This is a genomic window from Ruegeria profundi (genome assembly GCF_020171505.1).
GTDB lineage: Bacteria > Pseudomonadota > Alphaproteobacteria > Rhodobacterales > Rhodobacteraceae > Ruegeria > Ruegeria profundi.
The window spans coordinates 163,582-181,930 of sequence record NZ_JAIUZS010000006.1 but is presented as its reverse complement, the minus strand read 5'-3'; the positions used below and the strand labels follow the sequence as shown (position 1 = coordinate 181,930).

Annotated in this window: 19 protein-coding genes and 1 tRNA gene; 13 read left to right on the top strand and 7 right to left on the bottom strand. The window is 56.1% G+C overall.

Annotated elements, in window-relative coordinates:
• Positions 1 to 4: 4 nt before the first annotated feature.
• From LCM21_RS15215 to LCM21_RS15205, 3 genes are all read left to right on the top strand, one after another.
• Positions 5 to 883 (top strand): hypothetical protein, encoded by an 879-nt coding sequence (locus tag LCM21_RS15215; protein ID WP_224891360.1) that lies wholly within the window; start codon positions 5 to 7, stop codon positions 881 to 883.
• Between the two features lie 1,067 nt (positions 884 to 1,950).
• The gene (locus LCM21_RS20875; RefSeq protein ID WP_404818129.1) at positions 1,951 to 2,172 is read left to right on the top strand and encodes a helix-turn-helix transcriptional regulator; all 222 of its coding nucleotides are present in this window, start codon (positions 1,951 to 1,953) and stop codon (positions 2,170 to 2,172) included.
• A 109-nt stretch (positions 2,173 to 2,281) separates the two neighbouring features.
• On the top strand, positions 2,282 to 3,595 hold the full coding sequence (locus LCM21_RS15205; protein ID WP_224891358.1) for a primase-helicase family protein: 1,314 nt from the start codon (positions 2,282 to 2,284) through the stop codon (positions 3,593 to 3,595).
• Positions 3,596 to 3,644: 49 nt separating this feature from the next.
• Here the strand turns inward: LCM21_RS15205 and LCM21_RS20870 are convergent, their stop codons facing one another.
• Positions 3,645 to 4,112 (bottom strand): site-specific integrase, encoded by a 468-nt coding sequence (locus tag LCM21_RS20870; protein ID WP_420854634.1) that lies wholly within the window; start codon positions 4,110 to 4,112, stop codon positions 3,645 to 3,647.
• Here LCM21_RS20870 and LCM21_RS15195 point away from each other — a divergent pair.
• Positions 4,005 to 4,487, top strand: a complete 483-nt coding sequence (locus LCM21_RS15195; RefSeq protein WP_224891416.1) for a hypothetical protein — start codon at positions 4,005 to 4,007, stop codon at positions 4,485 to 4,487. The genes LCM21_RS20870 and LCM21_RS15195 overlap by 108 nt on opposite strands.
• A 291-nt stretch (positions 4,488 to 4,778) precedes the next feature.
• On the opposite strand, the gene LCM21_RS15190 is transcribed toward LCM21_RS15195, so the two are convergent.
• Positions 4,779 to 4,855 (bottom strand) — tRNA-Arg (locus LCM21_RS15190).
• Positions 4,856 to 4,970: 115 nt separating this feature from the next.
• Here LCM21_RS15190 and LCM21_RS15185 point away from each other — a divergent pair.
• Together LCM21_RS15185 and LCM21_RS15180 are read left to right on the top strand one after the other, a co-directional pair.
• Positions 4,971 to 5,996, top strand: coding sequence for a LacI family DNA-binding transcriptional regulator (locus LCM21_RS15185; RefSeq protein ID WP_224891357.1), 1,026 nt, complete (start codon positions 4,971 to 4,973; stop codon positions 5,994 to 5,996).
• Positions 5,997 to 6,000: 4 nt separating this feature from the next.
• The gene (locus LCM21_RS15180; protein ID WP_224891356.1) at positions 6,001 to 7,209 is read left to right on the top strand and encodes a winged helix-turn-helix domain-containing protein; all 1,209 of its coding nucleotides are present in this window, start codon (positions 6,001 to 6,003) and stop codon (positions 7,207 to 7,209) included.
• Positions 7,210 to 7,212: 3 nt separating this feature from the next.
• On the opposite strand, the gene LCM21_RS15175 is transcribed toward LCM21_RS15180, so the two are convergent.
• Together LCM21_RS15175 and hpaR are read right to left on the bottom strand one after the other, a co-directional pair.
• Positions 7,213 to 7,911: a fumarylacetoacetate hydrolase family protein gene (locus LCM21_RS15175; protein ID WP_224891355.1), complete on the bottom strand. Its 699-nt coding sequence runs from the start codon at positions 7,909 to 7,911 to the stop codon at positions 7,213 to 7,215.
• A gap of 474 nt (positions 7,912 to 8,385) precedes the next feature.
• The gene (hpaR, locus tag LCM21_RS15170) at positions 8,386 to 8,820 is read right to left on the bottom strand and encodes a homoprotocatechuate degradation operon regulator HpaR (RefSeq protein WP_224891354.1); all 435 of its coding nucleotides are present in this window, start codon (positions 8,818 to 8,820) and stop codon (positions 8,386 to 8,388) included.
• Between the two features lie 276 nt (positions 8,821 to 9,096).
• On the opposite strand from hpaR, the gene LCM21_RS15165 reads away from it, so the two are divergent.
• Positions 9,097 to 9,867, top strand: a complete 771-nt coding sequence (locus LCM21_RS15165) for an HpcH/HpaI aldolase family protein (RefSeq protein WP_224891353.1) — start codon at positions 9,097 to 9,099, stop codon at positions 9,865 to 9,867.
• A 3-nt stretch (positions 9,868 to 9,870) separates the two neighbouring features.
• On the opposite strand, the gene LCM21_RS15160 is transcribed toward LCM21_RS15165, so the two are convergent.
• On the bottom strand, positions 9,871 to 11,013 hold the full coding sequence (locus LCM21_RS15160) for a DUF3095 domain-containing protein (RefSeq protein WP_068339672.1): 1,143 nt from the start codon (positions 11,011 to 11,013) through the stop codon (positions 9,871 to 9,873).
• A gap of 141 nt (positions 11,014 to 11,154) precedes the next feature.
• Here LCM21_RS15160 and LCM21_RS15155 point away from each other — a divergent pair, with 141 nt between their 5' ends.
• The 3 genes from LCM21_RS15155 (at position 11,155) to LCM21_RS15145 (ending at position 14,518) form a co-directional block, all read left to right on the top strand.
• The gene (locus LCM21_RS15155) at positions 11,155 to 12,327 is read left to right on the top strand and encodes an MFS transporter (RefSeq protein WP_224891352.1); all 1,173 of its coding nucleotides are present in this window, start codon (positions 11,155 to 11,157) and stop codon (positions 12,325 to 12,327) included.
• A gap of 23 nt (positions 12,328 to 12,350) precedes the next feature.
• A complete protein-coding gene (locus LCM21_RS15150) occupies positions 12,351 to 13,385 on the top strand; it encodes a glycosyltransferase family 4 protein (RefSeq protein ID WP_224891351.1) in 1,035 nt (344 codons plus the stop codon).
• A gap of 110 nt (positions 13,386 to 13,495) precedes the next feature.
• Positions 13,496 to 14,518 carry an aspartate-semialdehyde dehydrogenase gene (locus LCM21_RS15145; RefSeq protein WP_068339682.1) on the top strand — a complete coding sequence of 341 codons (1,023 nt, stop codon included), beginning with the start codon at positions 13,496 to 13,498 and terminating at the stop codon, positions 14,516 to 14,518.
• A gap of 113 nt (positions 14,519 to 14,631) precedes the next feature.
• Here the strand turns inward: LCM21_RS15145 and LCM21_RS15140 are convergent, their stop codons facing one another.
• Positions 14,632 to 15,282: a carbonic anhydrase gene (locus LCM21_RS15140; protein ID WP_224891350.1), complete on the bottom strand. Its 651-nt coding sequence runs from the start codon at positions 15,280 to 15,282 to the stop codon at positions 14,632 to 14,634.
• Positions 15,283 to 15,426: 144 nt separating this feature from the next.
• Between LCM21_RS15140 and LCM21_RS15135 the strand changes: the two genes are divergently transcribed.
• The 3 genes from LCM21_RS15135 (at position 15,427) to LCM21_RS15125 (ending at position 17,996) form a co-directional block, all read left to right on the top strand.
• Positions 15,427 to 15,816 carry a hypothetical protein gene (locus tag LCM21_RS15135; RefSeq protein ID WP_224891349.1) on the top strand — a complete coding sequence of 130 codons (390 nt, stop codon included), beginning with the start codon at positions 15,427 to 15,429 and terminating at the stop codon, positions 15,814 to 15,816.
• Between the two features lie 63 nt (positions 15,817 to 15,879).
• Positions 15,880 to 17,262, top strand: coding sequence for a leucyl aminopeptidase family protein (locus LCM21_RS15130; RefSeq protein WP_224891348.1), 1,383 nt, complete (start codon positions 15,880 to 15,882; stop codon positions 17,260 to 17,262).
• Positions 17,259 to 17,996, top strand: a complete 738-nt coding sequence (locus LCM21_RS15125; protein ID WP_224891347.1) for a C40 family peptidase — start codon at positions 17,259 to 17,261, stop codon at positions 17,994 to 17,996. The genes LCM21_RS15130 and LCM21_RS15125 overlap by 4 nt, the downstream gene beginning before the upstream one ends.
• On the opposite strand, the gene LCM21_RS15120 is transcribed toward LCM21_RS15125, so the two are convergent.
• The gene (locus LCM21_RS15120) at positions 17,993 to 18,343 is read right to left on the bottom strand and encodes a DUF2794 domain-containing protein (RefSeq protein WP_224891346.1); all 351 of its coding nucleotides are present in this window, start codon (positions 18,341 to 18,343) and stop codon (positions 17,993 to 17,995) included. The two genes, LCM21_RS15125 and LCM21_RS15120, sit on opposite strands and share 4 nt — an antisense overlap.
• Positions 18,344 to 18,349: the final 6 nt, after the last annotated feature.

Here is an 18,349-nt window from a genome sequence, read left to right as displayed (position 1 = left end):
GGAAGTGAAGGCTGAGTTCAGCGAGTTTACGTATGGGTTTTCGTTGGTCAGCGAATTGGCCAAGACTATGTCGCTATCGGCAGTTCCGATCTTTCCAAGCCTGCTGGAAGAAGGAAAAAAAGGCGGAGGATACGATGCCAAGCTCAAAGGCAAATCGGGCATTATACTAAACCTGCAATTCAAACTGTCTGACTGGATGAAAGCGTCAAACGCCCGCGAGTACGGCATCCCCGGCCATACCATGACGCTGCCGTACTATCGCTTTGAGATCACTAGCAAGCGCGTTTCGGAGCAACAGTCCCTCTTGCTGGCTCTGGAAGCTATAGAGCCGTTCACCTTCTATGTTGCCCCGGCTTTCCACACCAGTGAAGAAATCAACACACATTGGCTTTCGAGCGATGTCGCGAAGAATTCCGTGTATCTAAAGCCTAGCACAGTCGGTGTTCTACCCGATATGAACCCTCATCGAATTTGCTTTGACAACACCTTGAAATCAAAAGGCAAAGCCTACTTCTTTTCTGAACCTAAAGAAATCGAAGTTGATGAATTCTCGGGCTTTGCCGATCACGTAACACAAGCGGTCACGACTTCCTCGACGGCGCTCATGGATCGTGTCGATGGGACCCTGAGTCGTTATAGAGAAGCGTTATTAGATGCCAGACGGCGGGAAGACGAGCGGGCTGCTTCTGTGGATGATGGCGTGAGACAACTATCTGGCCGAGTACTAGTCGAAGAAGCGCTAGGTCGATTGGACGGTCGCCTACTTCGATTGGATCAAATCCTGGCATCAGATGACGATCCCGACGACAGCCAGCGTCTCTGGCAAATGGCGCAAGTCTCAACCAGTCTTTTTGGCGTTCAGACCTTTGCACTGTTTAAGTGATGCCCGGCCTAAAAAAGATTTGAAATCGACGCAGATACCCATCCTGAAGGTCCGCTTTCAGCTTCGTATAGTGCCCGCAACTGACGCCTTGCTAGCCACGTGAGTGTGCGTCACGAAGCGCGACCAAGTCCCCACAAAAGTCAATTCCGAGTATCCGATATGCTACCCTGTACAGCATACTTACTGCCACTTATTTTCTAAACAGCGTAGCCAACTGAACCCCAGCAGGATCAACTTGCCTGTGTTCTCTTGCAGCGTCGCGCCATTGCTGGTCAAGCCATTCTGCTAGGCGGATAGCAGCGCTGTATCGACCCGCTGATTGTAGCCAAGCCGATGCGTCTCGAAGTGACAATACTACACGATTGTTGGAGATGCGTTTGGCCCGCGGCCCTTTTCCTCTCGAGCGTGACATTCTTAGGGTGCTAGGTTTTACTCCGGTAACCCGGCAAAACTCATGAGCGTAGATTGTGCCGTCGTATCGGATCATCTCTGTCAGCGTTGGGAGAGAAGCGATTGAAGCACCGGAGTTCCCGATTGAACTCGGCGCGTGGCCAGTCGTTTCATCACTAACACTCTCTGTTCTTGGCATCTTGCCCTCCTGTCATCGAAGGCTCTGACTGGATCCTCACAACTGGGTTTAATTGTACCATTTGAGGGCTGGATTGCCATGCTCGGCTGGCCGTGATCCGACATATCCAACTTGTCCAACTTCATTTTGTGGCCGCCAACTTGTGCTCAAGGATTTGAACGGGCGCACTACCAATTCAACCCCGCAATTAGGTCGGCGATGTCTGATATCTTGGATCGATAAGAGGGGCCATTTGCATGTTACTGTAGTGTGGCACATGCTGTGTAAGCCATTGTCCTACATAGAATTTTTACATGACTTACGATAGTTCACCATGGATCATTATGATATCTCGATCAATCGAGCTAACCTGACCGCGCGGGTTGAGCGCGAGACGCCTCCCGGGCCATGCCTGAAGGCAATAACCGCAGGAAACTGCGAGACCAGCATGTGACAACAGAGATCACAGCGGATCCACCGAAAAACTGAAACCAAAGCGATGTGCCGGTGCACTTTCGCTGAAATGAAGGAATTCGCCATGCAAGCGAAGACTTATTCAATCGATGAGTTCTGTAGTGTTTTTGGTCTGAGCAGATCTTCTTACTACCGACTACGGAAGGCTGGCGCTGGACCCCGAGTTGCTAAGATCGGTGGTCGCGTAGTTGTGCCCGCTGCCGTCGCGGACAAATGGTTGGCACAGCGCACCGAAGCATCGACATAAAAGAAACCCGCCATCTCAAATTGAGCAGCGGGTCAGACAGTACGCTTCTGAATAATATAAGAAAAATATGCGCTGTTCAACTTGAGGCTGGCTGCAAATGGAGGCAGCTATGCCCAGAAATTTTCCGACCTCAGAAGAGGTCTTAAAGTACATGAACGGGCGGTACGCAGTAGTGACCGTTGGAAACAAGGTGCGGATAGCCGAAATGGTAAAGGACCCCGATCTTGGCATCACGCGCGTTCGGTTTTATGACCCGGCGAGTTTCAAGTTGAAGTACTCGCACAAAATGGTTGAGCTCATTTCAATGGGCCCAGATGATCCTAATTTTCTTCCTTGGGGCGAGTTCTGGCTGAACAACATGGACCGAGCGCAGTTTGAAGGTGTTACCTTTGATCCCGCCAACCGACGGAACGATCAACTTAACCTTTGGCAAGGTTTCGCCGCGAGACCCATAAAAGGCAATCTCGACCCGTTTCTGAACTTTGTAGAAACAATCATCTGTAGCGGCGATCAAATAGCTTCTGAGTTCATTCTTTCTTACTTTGCTCATATGGTGCAAAGACCTTGGGAATTGCCTGAGAGCGCAATCGTGCTTCTGGGCGGTCAGGGAGTCGGAAAGAGCTTCTTCGTTCGTCAGATGGGATCCTTGCTGCCCGATCATTTCGTACATCTAACTCAAGTCAGTCACCTGGTGGGCAGCTTCAACAGCCATCTGGCGCAGGCAGTTGTCATATTCGGAGATGAAGGTTCGTTCGCAACCAAAAGAGCTTCGGCCGTCCTCAAGGGCAGAATAACTGAGCCAACCTATATGATGGAGCAGAAAGGGATAGATGCCCTTCCTATGCGAAACTATGCTCGCGTGATTGTAGCTAGCAATGACCCTCACGTTATCCATGCGCAGGGTGATGAACGCAGGTTCTGTGTTCTTGAGGTATCCAACCAAAAACAAGGTGACACCAAGTACTTTGGTGACCTTTGGCAGTTCATGCTTGATGGTGGTCGCGACGCTTTAATGCACTTTCTCAAGACCCGCGAGATATCTGACTTTGATCCGAGAACCCCACCAAAGACCAAGGCACTTGCCGAACAGAAAATATTGTCGATGTCCGATATCGAAAAGTGGTTCTTCGAAGTCCTCCACCGAGGTGATTTGCCAAAGGACACTGGGTTTTGGCCCGTTCAGGTCCCCTGTAGGTCAGTAGTTCGTGACTACGAAAATTTCTGTTGGGATGTTGGCCAATGTCGGCGCAGTGCGGAAACCCAAGTAGGTAAATACCTACACAAACTGTTGCCGGGGTTGAGAATAGTCAGACCTGGAGGGGGCGAGCGTCAATATGTGCTGCCCTCTTTGGCCGAATGTCGAGCAGCTTTTGACCGTGCGATGAGATCTCAAACTGATTGGCCGGTCTATGATGAAGACTGAGTGAAGAAGTTACAGGGGTGGCTTTGATCCGCCGCCCCAAAAATTGAATTCATGGTAGATCTTGCAACTTCGCCACAATATCAGCAGCCTGCAAGTGCACGTAGCGTTGCAACATGTGCAGCGTTCGGTGGCCGCTGATTTGCTGTACTTCGATCAGCGAAAGGCCGCGCTCGACAAGTCTGCTGACTGCTTCGTGGCGCAGATCGTGAAAGCGTATATCATCGACACCTGCGCGCTTCCGCAAGCGTCCGAAGCCCTGACGAACGCAGTCGCCGCTGAGTGGCAGAACGCGGTCATCGGCGCGCAGCAACTCGCCCAGCGTCTTTAACGCTATCGGGCTGAGTGGCACAGTACGCGCGTGACCGTTCTTTGTCCTCGGCAAAAGCACTGTGCAGCGTTGCAGATCGACATGTCGCCACTCCATCGCGAGCAACTCACCTCTACGCATCGCAGTCTCAACTGCCAGTACAAGAAGCGGACGAAGCAGCTTGTTGCGGTCTCGGTCACATGCCTGCATCAACCGTTGCCACTCACCAGCCTGCAATCTTCGTTCCCGTCTATCATCGACGCGTGGACGCTTAACTCGCTGCACGACGTTCGCGGCATCAGCATCAAGCGCGTGGCCGACTGCACTCTGCAAAAGCGTCAACTCGCGAACGACCGTGCTTGCGGCGACCTTCTGCAACCGCTCATCACGCCACTTGGATACGTCCGCAACTGTCAGGGTATCCAATCGCAGGCGCGTGAAGCGCTGATGATGTTTCAACATCGCATCGATGCAACGCTGCTCTCGGTCTCCGCTGCGATGTGTCGGCGCTACAGTATCTCTGAACTTAGCAAGGGCAAAGCCCAGCGTCCGCTTGTCAGGCGAGCCGCCTCTGCGTTGAATTAGGACACCGCGCTCGGCTCGCATCTCGGTCTCGCGCGCCCACCTCACCGCGTCTGCTCTTTTAGTGAAGGACTTGCTGGCGCTTCGTCCTTGATACCTTACCGTTGCCTGCCACTTACCGCTTGGTCGCTTATTGATCGTCGCCATTTCGCATCACTCCTTCGTGCGTTTAAGGGCGATCTGCGTGCGGCGTTGCAGCTGTTAGTGCAGCGGAGGCGCAGCGCTTGGGGTCGCGTGCGAAGCTCACAAACACATGCTTTGCACACAAGCCACTGACAAAGCTGATAGTTGTGATGGCGACCCCGGCAGGATTCGAACCTGCAACCTGCCCCTTAGGAGGGGGCTGCTCTATCCAGTTGAGCCACGGGGCCGTGCAAGGCATTCTCTACCTTGGTTTTTCAGGCTTGTCATGGCCTATGTGCAACAGTTGTAAACAGCGCCCTGTTCACGCTACCATCGGTCAAAACAACAGTGCAGGTGCCACCGGTGACCACAGAAACAAAACGCCCGCTTACCCTTCGTGATGTCTCGGAAGCGTCAGGAGTATCCGAAATGACGGTCAGCCGGGTTTTGCGGAACCGGGGCGATGTCTCGGACGCAACCCGCACCCGCGTTCTGGCTGCCGCGAAAGAGCTGGGATACGTGCCCAACAAAATCGCTGGTGCGCTGGCCTCAAGCCGGGTTAACCTTGTCGCGGTGATAATCCCCTCTTTGTCGAATATGGTCTTCCCCGAGGTTCTGACCGGCATCAATCAGGTGCTGGAAGACACTGAGTTGCAGCCTGTGGTCGGCGTCACGGATTACCTGCCCGAGAAAGAAGAAAAAGTACTGTATGAGATGCTTTCGTGGCGGCCTTCGGGTGTGATCATCGCGGGGCTGGAGCATACCGAGGCCGCCCGCGCCATGCTGGATTCGGCTGGAATACCGGTGGTTGAGATCATGGACACCGACGGCAAGCCGGTTGATGCCATGGTGGGAATCTCGCACCGCCGCGCCGGGCGCGAAATGGCCGAAGCAATTCTGAAGGCGGGCTACAAGCATATCGGATTTATGGGAACCAAAATGCCGCTGGACCACCGTGCCCGCAAACGGTTCGAAGGTTTCACCGAAGTGCTGGGCAAGAACGGGATCGAGATTGAAGATCGCGAGTTCTATTCCGGCGGCTCGGCGCTGGCCAAGGGGCGCGAGATGACGCAAGCCATGCTGGAACGGTCACCCGAGCTGGATTTCCTGTATTACTCCAACGATATGATTGGTGCCGGGGGATTGCTGTACCTGTTGGAACAGGGCGTTGATGTCCCCGGGCAAATCGGGCTGGCGGGGTTTAACAATGTCGAACTGTTGCAAGGTCTTCCGCGCAAGCTGGCTACGATGGATGCGTGCCGCTTAGAAATCGGGCGAAAGGCGGCTGAAATCATTGCCGCGCAACTGGCCGAGCCGGATGCCGATATCGAAACCCGCATCACCCTGACCCCGAAGATCAGCTTTGGCGAAACGCTAAAGCGGCGCTGAATTAATGGTGCTTCCACGACTGGACAACAGGGCGGCCCGCGCCCTGTTTATGGATCGTCATGCGCTGGCCGAGAAACCTTCGGGTGGGGCCAGCGGAGCCGACTTGTTGGAGTTGATCCACAGGTTGGGTTTCGTACAGCTGGACAGCATCAACACGGTCGCCCGCGCGCATGACATGATCCTGTTCTCTCGCAGGCCATCGTACCGCGCGAAAAACCTTAAGCGCCTGTATGAGCGCGACCGTGCGCTGTTCGAGCACTGGACACATGACGCCGCCGTTATTCCGATTGAATTCTATCCGCATTGGCATTTGCGATTTCAACGCGACGCGGCGCTGCTGAAATCCCGCTGGAAAAACTGGCGACGGGACGGGTTCGAAAAACAGTTCGACACCGTTCTGCAGCATATCCGTGATCATGGACCGGTCTCGTCGTCGGATGTTGGCAAGGATGAGAAAAAGGGATCCGGCGGATGGTGGGACTGGCATCCGTCCAAAACAGCGCTTGAGTTTCTGTGGCGGTCTGGTGCGTTGACCGTTGTCGGGCGCAGCGGTTTTCAGAAGCGGTATGATTTGACCGAGCGGGTGATCGAAACGCATCTGTGTCCGGGCAACCTGCGCTGTGATGTCGAGGAAACGGTAGACTGGCTGTGCAACGCAGCACTGGACCGTTTAGGTTTCGCAACACCCGGAGAGCTGGCTGCATTCTGGGATACTGTCAGCGTTGCTGAAGCTCGGCAATGGTCAGAAAAGGCTCTAACAAACGGTCTCTTGCAGGAAATCGAAGTTACTTGCGCTGATGGCAAGCTGCGCAAACTGCTCGCCCGACCAGACCTGATCGAGGCTGAAGTGCCATCGGTTCCGGGGCGCATGAGGGTTCTTAGCCCTTTTGATCCGATGCTGCGTGACCGCAAGCGGGCCGAGCGGCTTTTCGGATTTCATTACCGCATTGAAGTATTCGTTCCTGCCGCAAAGCGGTCCTATGGGTATTACGTCTTTCCCCTTTTAGAGGGCGATCGCATGATCGGGCGCATCGACATGAAAGCGCAACGCGATCAAAGCGTTCTCAAGGTCAGTGCCCTGTGGCCGGAACGATCCGTGCGTTGGTCGGGTGCACGTACGAAACGGCTCCAATCAGAGCTGGATCGCGTTCGACGTTTTGCGTGTTTGGACGACGTGAAGTTCGAAACAGATTGGCTGAAAGACCCTAAATAGGGTCTATACCGCGTCAGACAGTGTAAGTTGAACTGGGTCCAGACCGTCAATTCCACCGGAAATCTGGTCCCCGGCCTGTACTGGACCCACGCCAGCGGGCGTGCCGGTTAGGATCAGGTCTCCGGGTCGTAGATGATAGAAACAGGACAGATGGCTGATGATCTCGTCAATTTTCCAGATCAACTCACCCAGCGTGGCATCCTGACGCGTTTCGCCGTTCACAGTCAGGAAAATGCGCGTCCCGTCTTTCGGCGACCAGTCCGCGGCCAAGGTCAGCGGCGCAAACACGGCACCGGCCTCTAGGTCTTTGCCCAAATCCCACGGACGCTGCTGGTTGCGCTCGCGAATCTGCAAATCGCGGCGGGTCATGTCCAAAGCGCAGCCATAGGCAAAAACCGCGTCCCACGCTTGGGCACTGGTGGCCTGAAAGACAGGTTTCCCGATGGCAACGGCCAACTCCATCTCGTGGTGGAAGTTTTTGGTTCCGGGAGGATATGGAACAGTTGCCCCGGTCAGCACGGCGTTTGCCGCGGACTTGGTGAAGTAGAACGGCGCCTCGCGATCAACCTCGTGGCCCATCTCGGCGGCATGTGCTGCATAGTTGCGACCAACACAAAATATCCGACCTACCGGATAGACTGCATCCCGCCCCTGCACCGGGATCGCTATCGGGTCGGAAAGAGAAAACAAAATGTCCGGCATTGGGGTCCTCACTAAGTTTCGGGCATCTTAAAGTGGTGATCTGGAGGAGCAAGCCGCCCTTGTGGCAAGTCATCACATTCCGGTCGCCCTGTCTTGGAAATCTGCAACCGGGTCCTAAATAGAAGTAAGAGAAAGAAATCGGCAGCAGATTGGTGGCCGATCATTCTTGCCACCGATCAGTTGTAAGACGGAAATACCAGTACGGCTATTGTGTTTTGGCACCCTGAAACTTGGGTACGACACAACGGTCGGGACGTCACAATTTCAGAGAACCATGGCCTGAGACATAACCCCCAACAAGTCTCTGCGTCACAGAGTCGGTTTTATTTCAAACCGGCGCGTTCTCTGAAACGCAGGCCGGACCGTTGGGCATATCTGACGCAACCGGCTTGGGGCCAGGCAAATAATCCAGTACACGTCTGGCCGCCCCGTCAGGGATACCACTTGTCTCTGGCGGGGTTCGAGGGACACCCCTTAGGTTTCCAAATCCCGCAATTCGTTCAAAAGGTCCAACAAGGCTTCGTGACGTTCAGGACCCATTTTGGTGCGCAGATCCTCGGCCAATTGGATTGTTACCTGAATATTATCCTTAATGATCTGATCCCCTTTGTCAGAGATGTCGATAATCTGGCGGCGCCTGTCACCTGGATGCATACGCCGTACGATCAGGTCCTTTGCCTCAAGCTTTTGCAGAATGCGTGTAAGGCTGGGCAGCAGTAGACAGGCCCGCTCTGCAATGTGGGTCGGTTCTTGCGGGCCTTCTTCGTTCAGGACACGCAATACGCGCCATTGCTGTTCGGTAACACCGGCATCCGCCAACATCTTTCGAATGGGTCCCATGACCCGTTCCCGAGCCCGCAGCAGCGCGATAGGCAATGAGCGTGACGTCAAAGGTACATCATTGGTCATACGAAAGTCTTGCCGAATTCCAACGGCACTGCAACGTCATAAACCGATTTCCGCAGCGTTTTTCGGGGTATTTAAGGCGGGGTTTTCTCTTGTCTGCCCATATCGCTTTTGCCCGTCTCCGGAAAGGGATACGTGCACCGAAAACAGTGAAATCGCTGAACAGCCCAATCCTGTAGTTTGATAATTTGGTAGTCTTCTTCTGGCCTGGTCCGCTAAATAGCAACCAGAACGCCGGCTACACCGGTGTCGCCCGCTAAATAACTGAAAGGTGCTCGTATGCCCGCTGCGCAAAATTTGCTTAAACAGGCTCTATCAAAGGGTGATCGGCTGATTGGCTGCTGGAGCAGCTTCGGTGAGGCCGTCACCGCCGAGATCATGGGCTCAGCAGGGTTCGACTGGCTGGTGATAGATGGCGAGCACGCTCCGAATGATATCCGCTCGATGCGTGATCAGTTGATGGCGCTTGCGGCAAGCCCGACGCATCCGGTGGTGCGGGTGCCCGTTGGGGATACGGCCCTGATCAAGATGGTGCTGGATATTGGCGCACAGACCATCCTGGTCCCCATGGTGAACAGCGCTGAGCAAGCCCGCGAACTGGTACGGGCGTGTCGATATCCACCCGAAGGCGTGCGCGGTGTGGGTGCTGCCGCGGCGCGGGCGACCGGTTACGGGTCTGTCACGGATTACATACAATCTGCGGACGACCAGATTTGCCTGCTGGTTCAGGTCGAAAACCGCGCCGGTATGACCGCGCTGGATGAAATTCTGTCGGTCGAAGGTGTCGACGGTGTCTTTATCGGTCCGGCGGACCTGTCTGCGGATATGGGATTTCCGGGCAAAAGCGATGCGCCCGAGGTTCAAGCCGCCATCTCCGACGCGATCGCGCGCATAAAGGCTGCAGGTAAAGCACCCGGAATTCTGGCAACCAATGACATTGCCAGACAAGCCTACATGGACATGGGTGCTCAGTTTCTTGCAGTGGGGATCGACGTAATGTTGCTGACACAGGCGGCCCGGGCGCTGGCGGCCGAATGGACCGCAAAGTAGGACCTAGGTCTGCATCGCAGCCGCGGCCTGTGCATAACCGCCCGCGGCACCATCTACGAAATGCACATGATCATCGCGAGTGGCCGAGGGTACAAAACATGTCATCATCGCCTCATCCTGCGCGTGCACACCGTACCGGATCTTGCCCTGCGCGCGTGCCTGTTCCAGCATGATCTCAATCTGCGAGAATGTCGCTGAGTCGCAATCCAGCGTCATTTTCAATCCATCATCAAATTTGCGGAAATCGGCATTCCGGCTGACCATATTCTTATAGTGTTCAGGGTCGAATTGACCCAGGCTTTTGCCGGACTTGAACAATAGAGCGATCAAAAGGTTCTGGCCCAGCAGCTTAACCTTCTGTGTAAACAGGTTTCGCCCCGATCTGGACACACTCGCGTCAAGCGCCAAATTGGGGGGCGGCCACTTAATGGGCGGGCCGTTTTCCGGAACCGGGTGGCCCGCGCGTTCCAACCCTTCAGCTGCTGACAGGACCGATTGCGCCAGATCGGCAAAATCGCTCTCGGTTGCTTGGGGCGTTGGCTCAATCACAAGAGATACGACCTTACCGTGCTGCGCCTTGATGTTGGACCAACGGCAAGACAGTCCCGTCAGGTCGGGCTGAGCACCGGGGTCAGCAGGCGGAACCTGGAACTGCCCCTCTTTCATCATTGCCTCGGCCCAAGCCAGACCTCCGCCTGAAAACATGGCATAGTCCACGCCGTTCGAGGGTGCATAACGCGCGACACGCAGGTCACGCCCTGCCTGACGAAGCTCGGACACTGGCACCAAGGCCGCGCGCAAGGCGATCGAGAATTCTTCCTCCGCCCAGCGCCGCAACTCGGCCAGGACCGTTCGGGCGATGTCGACAGCACTTGCAGGGATCGCAAACGCAGCCCCATCCCCCCCAAAGACATAGGGAAATTGCTGCCCCTTCAGGGCGTTTATCATGGCCGAGATCACAGCGGCGCCAACCATGTTGACCGTCTTGTATCGCCCGTTGGCAATCTCACCGGTCGAATCAACAATATCAGCGACACCCAGCGCCCAGTCGTCGGGCACGGCCGAAAACCGCGCGGGTTGCGCCAAACTCGTAAAATCCCGCTGTAGGGGAAGGCTTTCGTAAAAAGCGGCCTGGGCGTCTTTCATTTGCACCTCTGGGTGATGTTCTTAGTCTAACGATAGCCCAAATGTGAATACTGTCCGGTACAAACAGTGTAACACACGCGCTTGTGTAATGCATTGCGACATGCCACTGCTTCCCGCGCTGGTGAAGAAGAAAGGCATCTCATGAAAGCGGGTCTGGTGGTATTGTGTCTGGGCTATGTGCTTAGCCAGTTTTTTCGCGCTTTTCTGGCGGTGCTCAGCGTCGATCTGGGGCGCGATATCAACGCCACGCCCGAGGATTTGGCTTTTGCATCGGGGCTATGGTTCCTGATCTTTGCGGCAATGCAACTGCCGGTAGGATGGGCGCTGGACCGGATCGGACCGCGCCTGACAGCCGCGAGCCTGCTGCTGGTTGGCGGTGCAGGCGGCGCGGCGCTGTTTGCCGTTGCCAATACGCCCTTTCACATCGCAATTGCGATGGGATTGATCGGCGTTGGGTGCTCACCGGTGCTTATGGCGTCCTACTATATCTTTGCGCGTGAATACCCCCCTGCCCGTTTTGCAACGCTGGCCGCGGTCATGCTGGGTGTCGGATCCGTCGGCAACCTTGTGGCCTCGTACCCAACCGCGCTGGCGGTCGAGTTGATGGGGTGGCGGGCAACGATGTGGGTTCTGGCTTTGTTTTCGGGAGTCATCGCGCTGGGAATCTGGAGCACGGTGAACGACCCCAAGAAGGTCGAGACCGAGCATCGAGGGTCCGTACTGGACTTGCTGAAAGAACCTGCTTTGTGGGCGATCCTGCCATTGATGCTGGTGGCCTATGCGCCATCGGCGGCCACGCGCGGCCTGTGGGCCGGGCCTTACCTCAGCGATATCTTCAACCTCAGCACAACTCAGATCGGAACAGCGACCCTCATTATGGGAGCGGCCATGATCGCCGGAACATTTGCCTACGGACCGCTCGATCGGGTGCTTGGTACACGAAAATGGGTGATTTTTGGTGGCAACACGATGGGCGCAGCAGCACTGGCCCTGATGTGTCTGTGGATCGACAGCGCGGTTTGGCTGTCAGTGGTCCTGATGGCGGTGATCGGCTTCCTTGGGGCCAGCTTTCCGGTCATCATGGCGCATGGCCGGGCATTTGTGGCACCGCATCTGGTGGGTCGCGGCATGACCCTTTTGAACCTCTTTGGTATTGGCGGCGTCGGCCTTGCGCAATTCGTCACCGGACGCATCCACGCGGCCACGGTGGACATCAGCCCAACCGCGCCTTACACAGCGATATTCGGCTTTTTCGCAATTACGCTCGCCCTTGGCTGTGTGATATACCTGTTCAGCCGCGACAGCGTTGATTAACGCTGAACCCGTCAGGAGCATCCATGTCTGATCCGCGCGTCATTGCCCCCAACCTCAAACGCCGACTCTCTGGCGTAACGGCAACGATCGCTCGACTGGTGCCGTTGCAGGCGCAATGGATCGATATCGCGGCCACAGGACCGGGGTTGCCGTCGGATACCCCGCATATTCCTTTGGGTCGCCTGCCCTTTCTGTCGCGCAAGACCCTGCGCGTCTGGCATGCACGGCGCAATACCGAGATGCTGCTGGGCCTGATCCTGCGCGATATCCTGCGGCTGCGCTTGAAACTTCTGTTCACCAGCGCTTCGCAACGCGCCCATACCGGCTATACGAAATGGTTGATCGACAAGATGGACGCGGTTGTCGCCACCTCGCGCAAAACCGCCGGGTATCTGGAACGTGACGCGCAGGTGATCATGCACGGCATCAATTTGCAGGATTTCACGCCGCCCAAGGACAAAGCCGAGGTTCGGACGCGTCTGGGCCTGCCTGATGGCGTACTGCTGGGGTGCTATGGCCGTATCCGCCACCAGAAAGGCACTGACGCTTTTGTTGACGCGATGATCGAGCTGTGTGACCGCTTTGAAGATGTTCATGGCATCGTTATGGGCCGCGCGACCGAAAAACACACTGCTTATCTGGCCGAGCTGAAAGACAAGGTCGCCAAGGCCGGTCTTTCTGAACGCATCCTGTTTATGCCCGAAGTGACCGTCGACCAGATCGCCGCGTGGTATCAGGTGCTGGACCTGTTCATCGCTCCGCAGCGATGGGAAGGGTTCGGCCTGACCCCGCTTGAGGCGATGGCTTGCGGTGTGCCGGTTGTTGCCACCGATGTCGGTGCGTTCTCCGAGATCGTGACGGACCCGTCGTTGGGTCGCGTGGTGGAGCCTGGTGATATCCCCGCGTTGACCGATGCCGCGGCTGAAATGTTATCGAACCCTGATTCCCTTTCGCAATCCGGACTCGCCGCCCGCGCCCATGTTGAGCGGAATTTCGATATCAACGGTGAGGCCAGGACCCTTGTGTCCCTTTACGAAGAGCTTCTGAACGACACCTGACACGCGCTGTATCGGAAAATCGGTGTCATAGCGGCAAAAATCCCCGATAACCCTTTTTTCTTCGCTGCAACGCGGCTATGAACGCGCGTCCTTAACTTTGGAGACATGAAATGGGCTATCGCGTCGTTGTCGCCGGCGCCACGGGTAACGTGGGCCGCGAAATGCTGAACATCCTGGCAGAACGCCAGTTCCCGGTTGATGACCTTGCCGTGCTGGCAAGCCGTCGTTCACTGGGAACCGAAGTAAGCTTTGGCGACAAGACACTGACGACCCAGGACATCGACACCTTTGATTTTACCGGCTGGGATATGGCGCTATTTGCCATCGGCTCGGACGCGACAAAGACCTACGCCCCCAAGGCGGCGGCAGCGGGCTGCGTGGTGATCGACAACTCATCTCTTTATCGCTACGACCCTGATATTCCGCTGATCGTGCCGGAATGTAACCCCGAGGCGATCCACGACTATAAGAACAAGAACATCATCGCCAACCCCAACTGCTCGACCGCGCAGATGGTTGTCGCGCTGAAACCGCTGCATGACCGCGCCAAGATCAAGCGTGTTGTTGTGTCAACGTATCAGTCGGTCTCAGGCGCCGGTAAGGAAGGCATGGATGAGCTTTGGGATCAGACCAAAGCGATCTATAACCCGACTACTGACGTTGAGCCAAAGAAATTCCAGAAACAGATCGCGTTTAACGTCATCCCTCAGATCGACGTCTTCATGGAAGATGGCTCGACCAAGGAAGAATGGAAGATGGTGGTTGAGACCAAGAAGATCGTCGATCCGTCGATCAAGGTCACCGCAACCTGCGTCCGCGTGCCCGTGTTCGTCGGCCACTCTGAGGCTGTGAATATCGAGTTCGAGGAATTCCTGGACGAAGATGAAGCCCGCGATATCCTGCGCGAAGCACCGGGCATCATGGTGATCGACAAGCGCGAAGCGGGCGGCTACGTCTCGCCGGTTGAATGCGCGGGCGATTTCGCCACCTTTATCAGCCGTATCCGTCAGGATTCTACCGTTGAAAACGGCATCAACCTGTGGTGCGTTTCTGACAACCTGCGCAAGGGTGCGGCCCTGAACGCGGTACAGATCGCCGAATTGCTGGGCCGTGAGGTTCTGAAAAAGGGCTGAGCGTCAGCGCATTGACTTCTTGAAACCCCGTCGCATCTTCGGCGGGGTTTTTATGTACCAGGTATGTTCTTCGGCGTCGGTTGGACTGAGACGATCTGGCACGTACCTGTCATTCAGACAGCCTCGAACCTTTTGTTGTGCGGGTCATAGCATTGCAGACCACCTTCGCCGATATCGGTCCACAGCCCATGCAGGCTGAGCGAACCGTCTTGCACTGCCGAAGACACAAACGGGAAGGTCATCAAGTTTTCAAGCGAAGCCACAACAGCGTGCCGCTCAAACTGTCGCGCTTGTTCATGTGCATCTTCGACGTCGGCGACCAGCGCGTATTTCGGTTTCAGAATATCCATCCAGCGGCCAACAAAGCTTTCCTTTGCCTCCAACTGAGGGGCATGGCCCGCACACATATCGATGCACCCCTGCACACCGCCGCATTGCGAATGTCCCAGTACGATTAGATGCGCCACTTTTAAAACCGTGACAGCATATTCGATCGTCGCACTGGTGCCGTGGTGATCTCCATCGGGTTCGTAAGGTGGAACAAGGTTGGCGATGTTTCGATGAATAAAGAACTCACCCTGATCTGCGCCAAAGATCGAAGTGACATGGACGCGGCTGTCGCAGCAGGAAATTACCATCGCACGCGGGCGCTGCCCCTCGGTGGCAAGACGTCGATACCAGACCTGATTTTCCGTGTAAGTGGTGGCTTTCCAACCATGATACCGCTTCACCAGATAGGACGGCAGAGGTTTGGCATAGTCCATAAAGTTGTCCCTTGATCAGTCTTTGCCGGTCGCTCTAGCCTGAATTCATCAAAAATTCGAGCAATTTTCCGGTCAGAAGGCAAGGTTTTGCAAAGGATTTTGTCGCCAATGTCGCCCTATGCCGTGGGGGCATAAAGAATTAGGGTGAATGTGGTGGATAATATACTCACGCTTGAACACAAGGAATCCGTTCGGCTGGACTCGGACCGACTGAATGGGCTGTACCGGCAGATGGGCGACAAGGACGCGATGGACGTGCTGTGCCGCACGGTCGAAGAACTAGCCATTCGTCTGTCAAATTGCGAAAGGTTCTGGCGGCAACGCGACTGGGCCGCTCTGAGGAAATGCGCGCGCTCATTGGTGGCAATCGCCGAACAAATCGGCATGGTCGCCTTGGCCCGTGTTGCAGGCGATGTGGCGCAATCCGTCGATGCGGGGGATGCGGTCGCAACTGGTGCTACCCTGTGGCGGTTGATTCGCGTCGGGGAGAAATCTCTGACAGTGATCTGGGATCAGCAAGACCTTTCCATTTAACGGGGCTTGCGGACAGGCCGTGGGTGGTTAGGCTGGGCGCAAATCGAACTTACTGAGATCTTTATGACCCTGTCCTTCGCTTCGCCTTCTGATCCGACATTGCCGCTATATGTCATTGCGCAACCCGATCTGGACGACTGGCTGAATGATCAGCCGCAATCGTTGACTAATTGGCTGAAATCTTGTGATTTTACAGGTCGACTCGGTCAGGTTGCGCTTGTCCCTGGGCCGGATGGAACACCTAGTTTTGCCGTCGCGGGTTATGGCAAGCCCGCAATCCGCAGGCGTAAGCGTTTCCCTCTGGCCGCCGCGGCCGAGGCGCTGCCTGAAGGGAATTATCAAATCGCGTCGGGTGTACCTGCGGACGCGCTGGAGGCTGAGTGTTTGGGCTGGTTGTTGACGGGTTATACCTTCGATACCTATGCCAAGCAGACTCCGGCCAAGGCCCGCCTTGTCGCACCCGACGGCATTGATGCCGAACGGATCGAGATACTGGCCCGGTCCGAGGCGTTGACACGCGATCTGGTCAACACACCAACGGCAGATATGGGGCCAGATCAGCTTCAGGCCGCAGTGGAGACGTTAGCGCAAGACTTCGGTGCTTCTTGCCAAGTGGTACGGGGGCAAGCCCTGCTGGATCAGAATCTGCCAATGATTCACGCAGTTGGTCGCGCGGCCGCGCAGGAGCCACGCCTTATTGAGATGAATTGGGGGAACTCTGGTCCCAAACTTACTCTGGTCGGCAAAGGTGTATGTTTCGACACCGGGGGTTTGAATCTGAAACCCGGAAACTCCATGGCGCTGATGAAGAAGGACATGGGCGGGGCAGCCAACGTGCTGGGTCTGGCGCAAATGATCATGGCGATGAACTTACCGCTTCAGCTGCGGGTTCTGATACCAGCAGTTGAAAATTCAGTGGCCGGCAATGCGTTTCGACCCGGCGACATCCTGACATCCCGCAAGGGTCTGACGGTCGAGATCAACAATACAGATGCCGAAGGTCGACTGGTGTTGGCAGATGCACTGACGTTGGCGGATGAGGGCGAGCCGGATTTGGTGATCTCGATGGCGACCCTGACCGGCGCGGCACGGGTGGCGGTCGGTGCCGATCTTGCGCCGTTTTACACCGACGATGAGACTGCCGCCCAAGCACTGATGCAAGCCGGACAGAAGGCTGCGGACCCGGTTTGGCGGATGCCCTTCCACGATCCTTACGAGGCTATGATAGAACCCAGTATCGCCGATCTCGACAATGCGCCATCGGGCGGGTTCGCCGGGTCGATCACTGCCGCATTGTTCCTGCGCAGGTTTGTTGGGAACAGCCGCTATGTGCATTTCGACATCTATTCCTGGCAACCCAGAAAAGCACCGGGGCGCAGTAAAGGTGGCCTTGGCCAAGGTCCGCGCGCCCTTCTGACCGCCTTGCCCGAGGTTTTGGGCCTATGAGCCGCCAGCGCATCATCAACCCCGTGGTCAACCTGTTGCGCAGCCCAGACGGCGCGCGGGACCGGCAGCTTTTGTTTGGTGACGCCGTGAACGTGACCGAAACGCAGAATGGTTGGAGCCGGATCATCGCAGACAAGGACGGTTACGCGGGTTGGGTCGCCTCGGATCAACTGGGTACAGAAGTATCCGACACGCACTGGATCACAGCGCCTGCAACTCATGCCTATGCCCAGCCGGATATGAAAAGCCCCGACCGGATATCGCTGAGTTTCGGCAGCAGGGTGCAGGTTCTGTCGGAACAGGGCAGGTTTCTGGAAACAGAACTCGGGTTCATCCCCACCGTACACGCCAAGCGCCGTGAAACGCGGTTTTCGGATCCTGTGGTCGTGGCAGAGCTGTTTTTGGGTACACCCTACCTTTGGGGCGGCAACAGCCGGCTTGGGTTGGATTGCTCGGGTCTGGTGCAGGCCGGACTGCTGGCCTGTGGCCTAGCCTGCCCCGGCGACAGCAGCGATCAAGAACGTGAATTGGGCAAGGTCCTTCCTGCCGGTACGGAGCCGAAACGTGGCGACTTGCTGTTCTGGAAAGGCCATGTTGCCTGGGTCTATGGCGACAACATGCTGTTGCACGCAAATGCCTATCACATGGATGTCACGTTTGAGCCTATGGACCAGGCAATAGCCAGAATTCAGCAGCAGGGCGACGGGCCAGTTACTGCTCACAAACGGCTCTAATCAAGGTCAACGGAGCGGATCAGCTTACGCTCCAGCACCCGAAGCACCGTCCGCAAATCGTGGCCGCGTTTCAGAATTCGGCCATCCATGCCAACTACCGAATACATTCCCTGCTTTTGGCGCAGACGCGGGTGCTTCTCGACCCGGTAAATCGGATGCTCAGCAGTGCGTCGAAAGATGGAGAAAACGGCCATGTCCCGCAGGTTGGAAATACCATAATCGCGCCATTCTCCGGCGGCGACCATCCGACCATAGACGGATAGGATATGGGACATCTCGCGCCGGTCAAACGCGACAGGCATCTGTGCCGAATTTGCAGAAAACCGGCTTGGAGGCTGCATGTTCATAGGACC